We start from the raw sequence: 12,084 nt of genomic DNA on the forward strand, positions 1-12,084 counted from the left end.
TCTGATTATTATTTTGTTTAATGCGGGTAATACTTAGAAGTAATAGCCAAAATTGATATTAAAACGCGTCTGCCAATCATCATTCTGGTTGGCGCCTAAGCGATCGCCAAAAGGATCATCGCCACCAATGAATTCATTGCCATTTGAGGCGCTTAAATCGGTGTAGATATACCAGTTGCCACTAGCCCAAGCCGCACCCAAAGTAGCCAGTGCACTATCGTTAAAGTCACGCTCTTCTTTCAATAAAACACTGTATTCGACATAGGGCATAACGTAATCCAGCCACGGCAACTGATTTGTGTCATAGCGATAACTGAGAGAAACAGCCGGTAACCAGGCTTCTGCAGCGACTGTATTGGGAAAATCATAGGCCCCCATTTGCACCAGCTTTCTTGTTCCCAGAGGCTGATCTTTGTCTACGTCAAAACGGTAGTACGTTAATTGTGTTGCCAGTGTAAATGCTCGCCATTTGTTCAGCATATGACCAGAGACAGCATAATGGTGCCCATCATCTTGTGAACCACGGCTTTTTAATTGCGAATACTGTAAGGAGAAACCAAGATCGGTTTTGATTTCACCGGAACCAAGGTGAGTAATACCCCGTAAATTAAACTGGTTACGTTCTTCATAACCATCACCAGATTCATTGACCACATCGTAGGAATAGCGAGCACTTTGATGTGATGACCCCGTATATGAGCCTTCATCAGAGACATAATAGGCAATGTCCCAATCCCATTGGTCTGTGGACTGATGATATTTAACCCCCAGATCCATATCATCAGATAGACCGAGATAATAATGCTGATCAAAAAACCAGCTCTGCGAGACACCATAAGGTCCGGGACCAAAAGGCACTCTGTTTACACCGACTTGTATCTGACGCTGCTCGTCAAATTGATAACCTAACCAGCCCGTGTGCAGAAAGTTATAACCGTTATACCAGCGGTATTCTAATTTCCCCAGATAAGGGCCATTTTCATAGTCCAGATTCAGGCGAAACGTATCCAGGGCAAAGTTACCATCATCATCAAATGACCGTGAGGCACCACCTGTCTCAGGATAATCGCCAATCGCGTAATTCGCCCTAATCGCTCCCCCTACTTTGAGGTGACCAAACCGGATTTTATCGTCAGGTTTAGCTTCAGTATCGACTTGGGATTCTGCTAATGCTTCAAGTTTTGCCGTTGATTGCTGTTTTTCCTGTTCTGCTTTAGCAAGCGCAGCACGTGTTTTTTCCAGCTCCAGTTGTAGAGCTTTAACACGGGTCTGTAATTGTTCAACCGTTTCTTGTTCAGCATCAGCAACTGCAGTTGATGATGGGCCCATCGCTAATAGAGCAATAATTGATTGGCTTAAAAACAAGCTTCTTGTGGACAAGATAGCTCTTCGTCTTATCATGTAATTATCCGTTTAGATTACTGATGAACTTTTTGGAAAACGTTATTCACTAGGTGAAAAACGAAGAGGTGTGTTAAGAACACGTATTGTTTACCCTAACAATTTGAAGCCATGACTTCAAATCATCAGAACAGAATTCGGGCCACTATGGGGAGATGATCTGAGGCTTTTTTTGCCAGAGGTGATTTGTGTATATCCAAAGACAGTAGATGCTGACGAGGGTGAACCCAAATACGATCCAAGGCAAATACAGGAAAAAAACTGGGGAAACTCTTTCTTGATGGTGTGGTATCAAAATAGGCTTTTAAGCGGCGTAATGTTCGTCCCCACAAAAACCATTCATTCAAATCCCCCATCAACACCGCCGTATCAACTTCATGCTCGCCAAGACGGCTCAAGAGTTTTTCTACCTGATACTGGCGTTCCGTAGGTTTTAAACCAAAATGAGTGGTCATTATCACCAGTTGATGCTGCTCTATTTCCAGCCTGAGTTGAATGGCACCTCTGGGCTCATGAGGTGCCAGACTCAAATCAATCAGTTCATGAGAGCTTAATGGATATTTACTTAAAACCGCATTGCCATAATGACGACTTTCACGAAACATTGTCGGTCCGGCAATGCCGATCATCCCCGTTTGTTGGGCAATAAAATCCAGCAGGTCGATATCATTGACCATGTGATGCTCGACCTCTTGTAGCGCAATGATGTCAGCATCTATCTCACGGATGACATCCACTATTCTAAACGGATCAAAATGTCCATCAGTGCCGATACAGGCATGAATGTTATAACTGGCTAACTTAAGCTCCATTCAATCTCTTATTCGTCTTCTTTACGATTAATCAGTCGCTTCAACCCAACCATAATGCCAACAATGACGATGACAACTCCCACAAATATCGCGATTTGTTCAGGGTCTGGATTTTGCACCGTTCGCATTAATGAATCAGCAAACACTGTAATACCCAATATCCCCGGTAACATACCGATCAGCGTACCAATGGTAAAATCACGCGTATTAATATGTGAGCCACCGGCGACAAGATTAATCACTGTAAACGGTGCTACAGGAATAATGCGTACGGTGATAATCGCCAAAACACCATGTTTAGCCAGACGCCTGCTTAATTTATTAATACTGGAACCGGCTAATTTCTGAATGGTATTTCGCCCCATATAGTGTCCAACGGCATACCCCATCAAGCCACTCACCAGCGAGCCAATAATGGAATAAACAGTTCCCCATAAAGGGCCAAATGTCAGTGCCGTTGTGATAATCAGCAGGGTCACCGGAAAGGCAATCAATCCGGCAATGGCAAAAATACCGATCACAATTAATGGTGTTAATGGATGTGACTTAATACCTTCAGCGGCATGTTGTAATGTTTCCGGATTTAACCATTCACTTAATGGTGTCCATCGCCAAATAGCTGTTAACGCTAGTACCACAACCAAAACAGCAACAATTTTCCACCACTGTTTTTGGGCTGATTTTGGTTCATCAACCGGAATAAACATCTTAGTAAGTTTTTCCGTTTCAATCGGCCTTTCAGGATCGACAATAGCAGAGTCCGGTAACATCTGATTCGCATAGTCAGAGACCGAACAATCAAGTTCACGCAATGTATGACTGTTTTCCTGTCGAGCATCTATCAAGCGAATAAGAGAACCTTCCTGAGATAAATTCTGGCGAAGTTCATCTGCTGTCATACCAAAATGTTCTGTCAGTAAACGCTCGCGAAACCGACTGACAGTAGCTTTGTGTTCATCTGTCTCCGCTTCAATCACCAGATCACATTCACTATCGAAGCCCATGGAACGGTTGCTTAAATTTGCTGAACCGACTCGCATTAAACAATCATCAATGACCGTGATTTTTGCATGCACGCTGATATAAGAATCACCAAGCTCATCACGATGCGGATAACAAAGACGTAACCGATTATGTTTGTCAGCCTCTTTCAATTTACAGGCCACACGATAACGCAAAACATCCATGGTGGCCTGTTCTAGCCAGCCACCAGTCATTAATGGCAAGACTAAAACAACATCGGGCCCGTCTCGTTCCTGCAAGCGTTCGGCTAATAAATCAGCTACTTTCCAGGAGGTAAAATATTGATTCTCCATATATATAAGATTTTCAGCCGCTTTCAGGCTATCAATATAGAGTTGTTCAACTTCACGAATTTCTTTCTGATCACGGTACTGAGGCATTGTCCTGCTGATGCCTATCTCGATGTCTTTAAACCAGGGCTCGATATATTCAGGCCATGCCGATCCTGATTTTTGTGACGGTTTATTGAGTTTTTCGCCGGTCGCTTTTAACCAGCGTTCTCGTGCCAGGTCACCTAAGGCGGCTGCCGCTTCACCTTGCACCATCATTTGTACATCATGAAATGGCGGGTAATGATGACCATCAGGATCAATACGTCTTGATTCTTTCGCTTTATGTTCCGAGCTATCCCAACGACTTTTGCCAATATCAAAACCACCGGAGAAGGCAATCTCATCGTCTATGACCACCACTTTCTGGTGCTGAGATGCTCCCATTGGACACTCACCATCGAGTTTAAAATGCAATCTGTTTTGAGATTTCCACGCTGGTTTATACATGGGCAACCACTCACGCTCCATCGTATAAACCATTGCCCAGTCCCAGTTCAGAATATAAACATGTAAATCAGGGTTTCGGTTAAGCACTTCACTGATAAAAGCACCCAACTCTATAGGTAGGTCTTCAACTTGATCACTGTTGCGAACAAGTTGCATTCGGCTATCAATATCCCAGGAAAGAATATATACCGAGTGTTTCGCCCGCTGGATAGCAGCATGCAAAGCACCAAAGTAATTTTCCCCATCGATAAGTAAAGCAACTTGATCTGCATGTGTTTTTTGCCAGCAATTGTTACCTTCTTTCAGTATGGGTGTTTTTGTCACACTTGATTCCTAAATGATAGTCAGGGAGGGATTTTGCCACTGAGCATAACACAAGAATGCGTGACCACACACCGCCATCCTCTGCTGAAAAACAGCCCTTTTTCGTATTCTTTGTATCGATACAATATATCTCTATTTTCAGTTAATTCAGTTCTGAATTTTCACAATAATTTCAAGGCTATACAAATAATAATATAAGGCTTAGACGAATAATTGAAATAGCTATTGATGGCACCGTGTAAGCACGATATGTTTGTTATAAATAATAAAAAATATCTTCAATTGATAGAGAGAGAGAATGGCGATAAAACGCATTGCTACAAGTGAGTTACAAATCGGTATGTATATTCAGAAACTAGGAGGGTCCTGGATACAGCACCCGTTTGTCCGCAGTAGTTTCTTGCTCACCGAACCCAATGACATTAAGCGCATCAAAGAAGCAGGTATAAAAGAGTTGTGGATTGATGACGAGAAAGGCGAAATAACCGAAGCAGCCAAATCTTCCGACTCATCGCAGAAGACTGATTCGCCCACCGCACAACAAACGACCACAGATAAAACTCACTCTGAGATAAAAGCTTCAGACGCTTCAAGTTCGATTGAGAATGAAATCGAACGAGCCAGAAAACTATGCCAGGATGCCAAACCTCAGATCATGTCGATGTTCAACGATATTCGTCTGGGTAAAGCCATCGATCCAAAAACCACCCTACCACTTGTTGGTGAAATTGACTCGCTGGTTCAACGAAACTCTGCTGCCATACTCAGTGTCGCCCGATTAAAAACGCATGATGATTACACATACATGCACTCTGTTGCTGTATGTGCGCTTATGTTGTCACTTGCCAATCAGATGGGGTTAGATAAAGAACAAACTCGCCTGGCTGGTATCGGCGGTCTGATGCATGACTTGGGTAAAGCCGCTATGCCTCTCGACATCTTAAACAAACCCGGCAAGCTCACAGATGCTGAATATCTGATCATGAAAAAACACACTATCGTGGGTGCCACAATTCTGCAGGACAGTGGTGCAGAAGCAGAAGTGATTGATATTGCATTAAATCATCACGAGAAGATTAATGGCACCGGTTATCCCAACCAACTGCCTGCAGAAAAAATTTCTCAGCTGGCTCGTATGGCTGCTATTTGCGATGTCTATGATGCAGTAACCTCTGAACGTGCCTACAAAAAACCTTGGGAACCCGCCAATACCATTCGTGAAATGTCGAAATGGGATGGACATTTTGATAAACAAATTTTTAATAGTTTTGTTAAATCTGTAGGTATCTACCCGATTGGCTCTCTGGTTCGCTTAACATCTCAACGCTTAGCTGTGGTGATTGAGCCTGCTATAGACTCCTTACTAAAACCTAAAGTCAAAGTGTTCTTCTCAATACGCTCAAATGCCCCCATTCCTATACAAATCATCGATCTTTCTGCAAAAAACTGTAAAGAAAGCATTGAAGGACCAGAAGAACCCGCAGATTGGGATTTTAAATCCTTAGAAAATCTATGGTTATGAGTTATTATCCCGGTAAACCTCAATAACTCTTCACAAGACTAATGAAAGTCAGATGGATGAGTTTTAGCTGTTAGACATTATTAAAGGATAGATATGATGGCAGATAAGACACGATCGTCCTTACACACGCTGATTACCAAGCGTTATATGCTGGCTGTAACACTTATTGCTTTGTTATCCAGCTTTGCTGCATATACGCTAAAGTCTGCTCTTTCTGATGTTGATAATACGGCCTATATTGTCAATATTTCTGGTAGTCAACGCATGTTGAGTCAACATATTGCCCTGGATATTCATCGTTTGTATCAACAACGCTTCGTGATGAATACAGAACAAACAGAAACTGAAAATCTGCTGACTCAGCACATAGACACGATGAAATCCGCCAATCATCAGCTCGCTTCAGGCCAACTCAATAATGGACATCAGCTTGAACTCTCCCCAACTATCAGAGATATCTATTTTGGTGACATAGACTTATATGATCGCGTCAATTTTTACTTAAAAATCGCTACCCAAATCCTAGATACAACGTCTGAGGAACCATTTTTACAACTGATGAGCGAGATTGATAGCTCCTCTGAAAACTTATTAATCGATTTAGATAAGGCCGTTAATCAATATCAACGTGAAGGCGATGAGCGACTGGAGATCATTCAACGACTCGAAGTCGGTGTTTGGTTGGTGACACTGCTCACACTCATGCTGGAAGTTATTTTTATCTTCAGCCCCATGGCAAAAGAAGTCATCAAATCACGCGATGCAGAACAACGGCTGCTTAATAGCCTTGAAGATCAAGTTGAACTTCGTACCTATAAACTTGAAGCCGCCAACAAAAAACTACAAGAGCTGGCTAGTAAAGATCCTCTCACTAATCTTAATAACCGACTGACACTTGAAGTCGATATAGAAACCCTTATCAAAGGCTTCTACTCTCATCAGTGTCCATTTGCTATCGCCCTGATTGATATTGATTTTTTCAAACGAATCAATGATGAATACGGCCACTTAGCCGGCGATCATGTACTGAAAGAATTTGCTGAAATATTGCAATCACAAGGACGTAATACCGATAAAGTGTACCGTGTTGGTGGGGAAGAGTTTGTCTTATTACTGAACCGTGTTCCCTGTGAGAGAACTGAAGAAATGATGCTGGAATTGATCGACAAAACCCGGTCTCACCAGTTTAATTTTGAAGGTCAACAATTCACTGTAACCATTAGCATGGGTTTGTACCATACTGACCTTTTCCCGGTAGCGAATCTCCGAGACTTATTCTTCGTCACTGATAAAGCACTCTATGAATCAAAAGCCAATGGCAGAGACAGGCTAACCCTGGCTACGCGGATGTAGAACAACAGGCTTTAAAAGTCCTTAACATACAATATCTTAATCAGTAGTTAATGTTTTAGCGATGTCGTTTCAGTTCAGTTCGCTAAAAGCACATTCCAGATAGTACATCTTCGCTATCTGCCATTTTCAACATTAGGGAAAAACTCCCAAACTCTCAGTGAGCATCTCCCAAAGCGTCGTTAATTAAACGTTGTACACTACCAAACTGTGATTTCAATGGTCTGGAAGCGGTTTAAATTTCGTCTGTGATTAGCAGATAAATTTTATTTATCGACACTTGATTGTCCCGTGTCTTTCCATACAGATCATTGTCCTCAAGCTTAATACCTATGCAGTTACCTTCGCTTGGACTGCTCTTTAATTAAGGCATTCTTTGCATGAGGTTAAAGCGGTGAATTTTGAGATGTAACCGTACTGCTTACCAGCAGTATTTATGACACGACGAGATAGTCTGAGTGACTAAACAAATAATCTTTAACAGAAGAGATGGTTGGCGAAACGTATGTTTTAAGACGTATGACATCGCTTCAAGTCACATTCAAACAATACAGGTTGACACAGGCATTATCTCGTATCGTTACTCGATATCTGTATAACATTTTTGCGCTCAGAGTCAGGGAAGAAGTGGCAGGAAAACTGTTTAAAAAAGGCGCTTAAACCGAGGATTCTGAATGAAAAAAACTAAATGTTCTGCTTTTGTCAGAGGGTTATCAATGGCTTCAGCAATTCTGCTGAGCGGTTGTAAAGCAGGTGTTTTAGATCCAAAAGGACCGGTAGGTCATGATGAGCGAACGCTTATCATTACTGCCGTATTACTCATGCTGGTTGTGGTCATTCCTGTCATTGTGATGACGCTGGTTTTTGCATGGAAATACCGTGCTTCCAACAAAAAAGCCGAATACAAACCCAACTGGGCTCATTCAACCAAAATCGAAGTCATTGTCTGGACGGTGCCCTGTATCATCATTCTCATTTTAGGCACGCTGACCTGGATAACCACGCATTCGCTCGATCCATTCAAACCACTTGAAACAGCCGATAGTCAGAAGCCAATCACGATTGAGGTCGTTGCACTCGACTGGAAATGGCTATTTATCTATCCAGAACAACATATAGCCACAGTTAACCAAGTTGCCTTCCCTGAAAATGTGCCCGTTCGTTTCAAGGTCACCTCAGATACGGTGATGAATTCGTTCTTTATCCCTCAACTGGGTAGTCAGATATATGCGATGGCGGGTATGCAAACGGAAGTCAATTTGCTCGCCCATGAAATCGGTAGTTTTGATGGTATGTCAGCCCACTTTAGTGGTGATGGCTTTTCGCACATGAACTTTAAAGCCCTCTCCCAAACACCATCCCAATTTAATGAGTGGATTAATAAAGTAAAACAGGCCCATCGTGAGCTGGATCAAGACAGTTACGACGCCTTAGCCAAACCCAGTGAGCAAAATCCCGTTGCTTACTACTCGTCAGTGAAGCCTGACTTGTTCAAATCAATTGTCATGAATTACATGAATACGAACTCGGATATGGCCTCAGAAGAAATGCAATCAGACTCAGGAGTAACTGATGTTAGGTAAATTAACGCTTGCGGACATTCCCTGTTATTTATATCTTTTTCAATGGTATAAGACGCTTCCGTAGAATCACGGTTTTTATAATGTTCGTGAGGAATAATGAAATAACGAGCATCCGAAATACAACTATTCGAAACTATAAAGGATAATCCGATTCTTAGCTCGTAAGGATTGTTACGATACTCATAATGCCACTCGAATCTGCATAGATTGGTACCAGTACTAAGATTCGGATAAAAGTAAGAAAAACCATTTTTCTCCATTGTTAGAAAATATAAATGTTCAATAAAAGCGGAGACATCTGTCTCTTTGATTCTTGGGAACATCTCAAAAGGAGATGAAGGAGGTATAAAGCGAGGTTGTGTATAAATCGGTGTATTATCAGAACTTCGGTTTAAAGGATTGCCGCCAATAAATGTGTCCACTTTCACTCCTTCTTTGATATTGAGGGTCAGAGTAAAAATAACTTATTTTTCGATTCTGAGGATAGGTTTTAGTACGGTCACTTTTATCCCTATCAACATTTCGATCTATTATCTGAACTTATCATTGCCTAAAGCTAATGCAAAACCTGTATTGGCAGCTCTTCTCACGCTGTCAGTCATACTTTAGGTAGTTAAAGCTTGAAGGTATGTACCTCAACAAACGAAAGCGTCTCTCAGAGATTATATGCAGGTAATCATAATTAGTGATGGTTCAACAGAAATAACAGGCACAAAAAAAGCGCTTAAGAGCGCCTGATGCTGATTTGTTTATATGGGGTTGAAAATGGAGGCTGGGGTCGGAATCGAACCGGCGTTAACGGAGTTGCAGTCCGCTGCATGACCACTCTGCCACCCAGCCATTTTTCATTAAGTCTAAGACTAAAAAGCCGCGATAGTGACTTGACTGACCGCGGCTTTTTATATTCTTGGAGCGGGAAACGAGATTCGAACTCGCGCCCACAACCTTGGCAGAGTTGATGCCTCAAAGTCAGATTAAAAATAGCTAATTCTTTAATCGCAATATTTAATTCTCGTTTCAACTAATTTGCAGACTAAAACTTTATTTATGCCTACCCAATATCAATCAAACAGTTTTACTCAAATCGCATAATTTTTTTAGACTGCCCGTCTTTTTTAGCCATAAACAAGACTAACTCGCTGAGCTTGTGGCAGACTTTCTTTTCATTTTTTTCTGTTCTAAATAACTCGAAAGCCAGAGCCTTAAAGGCATTTCGACAAATTTAGCCATAAAGAGTGCAAGTATCACTAAAAATGAGAGCAAAAATATACCTGTATAAGGTGCATAGTCTGAGACTATATATTCATAACCATAAGCATTTGATACTGTTTCTGTAAATCGTATAAATGGATAATGAAGAACATATAAGGGATAGCTTGCTGCACCTAACATTAGTAAAACAGGATCAAGCTTTGATTCTTTTAGTTGTGATGCAATAAGCACTGTGAGCGGAAAAATTATAGTCACGATGAAGATGTCATATATATAGTTATATTTTGGTATGGATGGAAATAACAAAACTACAACAATTACCAATACTGCAAACCATGGGGAAATAAAAGATATTTTCTCAATTAATTTGTTTCTAAACCTATATATAAGTACTCCCATTAAAATACCAAATATGGACCGAGATAAACCAGCAGCATAGTGAGTTTCTGTATTCCCCCATCCTGCATTCAAATGACCGTTAACTACACTGATGTATGCTAAAGAAAGACCAGCAGAAAGAACTATCAAAATCAATATTCTGGTTGATAGAAATGGCGCTATCGCTGCATATAGGAAATTAACAAGAAACTCGTAAAACAACGACCAATACGGGGTGTTTAAAGTAAACATCATTGCCCCACCATGACGAGGTATGAAAAATGCTGTTAGTGCAGCGCTATAACCAGCCCACAGCAGAAGATTCTTCCCTGATAAATAACCACCAACTATGATCAGAATAAATGCAATACATAGAGAGACAAAATAAATAGGATAAAGTCTTACAAAACGTTTCTTCACAAAGTCAAAAAAAGAAAGTTCTTTTGATACCAGTTTGTTTTCATATGCAAGCGCTATTACAAAACCACTCAATATGAAAAAAACATCGACTGCTAGATATGTATGATTTTTCCAGATCATGAAAAAATCAGGTGCATGAGTCATAACCACCAAGAGAGCGGCTATACCTCTTATCCCATCCAAAAAGACAAATGTCTGTCTATGCATTAGTGCATCCCTGATATGTTTAGCAAAAGACTATTTAGTCGCCTATTAAAAAATATCTTAACAAACGAACATCCTCTATGCTGGATTGATTGATGAACTCAACAAAACGTTAGCTTTTAAGTCTATCGAAATACTATGCATCAATCGTCTGATAACGACTAAAGCAAAATAAATGATCAAATAACAGGCATAAAAAAAGCGCTTAAAAGCGCCTGATGTTAATTTGTTTATCTGGGGTTGAAAAATGGAGGCTGGGGTCGGAATCGAACCGGCGTACACGGAGTTGCAGTCCGCTGCATGACCACTCTGCCACCCAGCCATTTTTCATTAAGTCTAAGACTAAAAAGCCGCGATAGTGACTTGACTGACCGCGGCTTTTTATATTCTTGGAGCGGGAAACGAGATTCGAACTCGCGACCCCAACCTTGGCAAGGTTGTGCTCTACCAGCTGAGCTATTCCCGCTGAGGAAGTCGTGCATTATAGGCACTTCATTTTTTATGTCAACCCTTATTTCGCATCATTGGCCAAGCAGCTAAAAGATAGTAGTACATTGACTGTATCGTTAACCAGGCTGCCGCGTACAAGAGAGCTACACCAATTTCAAAAACTGGTAATCCAAATAAGGGCTTATAGTAAATCAAGCAGGCAATCGCCAGCATTTGGAAGGTGGTTTTCCATTTTCCCATCTGAGATACCTTAACGGCATTTCTCTGCCCTAATTCGGCCATCCATTCGCGTAATGCGGAAACAATTAATTCACGTGCGATGATTAAAGTGACAGGTATCAGGATGTACCAATCCGGACTTTTAAACAGCACCATGATAAGTGCCATCACGACGATAAGCTTGTCGGCTACCGGATCAAGAAATGCACCGAATGCTGAGGTTTGTTGCCACTTCCTGGCTAAATAACCATCAAGCCAGTCGGTAAATGCGGCAATGACAAATATCAACGCTGCCCAGCATGATGCTGATGGCATGGGTAAAAAATAAAACAGGATCAAAACGGGAACTAAGAGAATCCGTAAACAGCTTAAAATATTTGGCAAATTCAACATCTTGTGTCACTTAA

Annotated in this window: 8 protein-coding genes and 3 tRNA genes; 3 read left to right on the forward strand and 8 right to left on the reverse strand. The window is 41.3% G+C overall.

Going from position 1 to position 12,084, the window contains the following annotated elements; genetic code table 11:
* Window positions 1-33: 33 nt before the first annotated feature.
* From QQL60_RS07505 to QQL60_RS07515, 3 genes are all read right to left on the reverse strand, one after another.
* A complete protein-coding gene (locus tag QQL60_RS07505; RefSeq protein WP_284722930.1) occupies window positions 34-1,401 on the reverse strand; it encodes a coiled-coil domain-containing protein in 1,368 nt (455 codons plus the stop codon).
* Window positions 1,402-1,526: 125 nt separating this feature from the next.
* Window positions 1,527-2,213, reverse strand: coding sequence for an endonuclease/exonuclease/phosphatase family protein (locus tag QQL60_RS07510; protein WP_284722931.1), 687 nt, complete (start codon window positions 2,211-2,213; stop codon window positions 1,527-1,529).
* A gap of 8 nt (window positions 2,214-2,221) precedes the next feature.
* Window positions 2,222-4,339 (reverse strand): VTT domain-containing protein, encoded by a 2,118-nt coding sequence (locus QQL60_RS07515; RefSeq protein ID WP_284722932.1) that lies wholly within the window; start codon window positions 4,337-4,339, stop codon window positions 2,222-2,224.
* Between the two features lie 298 nt (window positions 4,340-4,637).
* Here QQL60_RS07515 and QQL60_RS07520 point away from each other — a divergent pair, with 298 nt between their 5' ends.
* The 3 genes from QQL60_RS07520 (at window position 4,638) to cyoA (ending at window position 8,794) form a co-directional block, all read left to right on the forward strand.
* Window positions 4,638-5,861: a cyclic di-GMP phosphodiesterase gene (locus QQL60_RS07520; protein WP_007146312.1), complete on the forward strand. Its 1,224-nt coding sequence runs from the start codon at window positions 4,638-4,640 to the stop codon at window positions 5,859-5,861.
* Window positions 5,862-5,954: 93 nt separating this feature from the next.
* The gene (locus tag QQL60_RS07525; RefSeq protein ID WP_284722933.1) at window positions 5,955-7,214 is read left to right on the forward strand and encodes a diguanylate cyclase; all 1,260 of its coding nucleotides are present in this window, start codon (window positions 5,955-5,957) and stop codon (window positions 7,212-7,214) included.
* A 671-nt stretch (window positions 7,215-7,885) separates the two neighbouring features.
* Entirely contained in the window at window positions 7,886-8,794 is a 909-nt protein-coding gene (gene cyoA, locus QQL60_RS07530) for a ubiquinol oxidase subunit II (RefSeq protein ID WP_284722934.1), read from the forward strand.
* Between the two features lie 766 nt (window positions 8,795-9,560).
* Here the strand turns inward: cyoA and QQL60_RS07535 are convergent.
* The 5 genes from QQL60_RS07535 to pgsA form a co-directional block, all read right to left on the reverse strand.
* A tRNA-Cys gene (locus tag QQL60_RS07535) sits at window positions 9,561-9,634 on the reverse strand.
* Between the two features lie 291 nt (window positions 9,635-9,925).
* Window positions 9,926-11,011 carry an acyltransferase family protein gene (locus QQL60_RS07540; protein ID WP_284722935.1) on the reverse strand — a complete coding sequence of 362 codons (1,086 nt, stop codon included), beginning with the start codon at window positions 11,009-11,011 and terminating at the stop codon, window positions 9,926-9,928.
* A 245-nt stretch (window positions 11,012-11,256) separates the two neighbouring features.
* A tRNA-Cys gene (locus QQL60_RS07545) sits at window positions 11,257-11,330 on the reverse strand.
* Window positions 11,331-11,398: 68 nt separating this feature from the next.
* Window positions 11,399-11,474 (reverse strand) — tRNA-Gly (locus QQL60_RS07550).
* Between the two features lie 38 nt (window positions 11,475-11,512).
* Window positions 11,513-12,070: a CDP-diacylglycerol--glycerol-3-phosphate 3-phosphatidyltransferase gene (gene pgsA / locus QQL60_RS07555; protein WP_284722936.1), complete on the reverse strand. Its 558-nt coding sequence runs from the start codon at window positions 12,068-12,070 to the stop codon at window positions 11,513-11,515.
* Between the last annotated feature and the right edge of the window lie 14 nt (window positions 12,071-12,084).

The organism is Methylophaga thalassica, assembly GCF_030159795.1.
Taxonomy (GTDB): Bacteria; Pseudomonadota; Gammaproteobacteria; order Nitrosococcales; family Methylophagaceae; genus Methylophaga; species Methylophaga thalassica.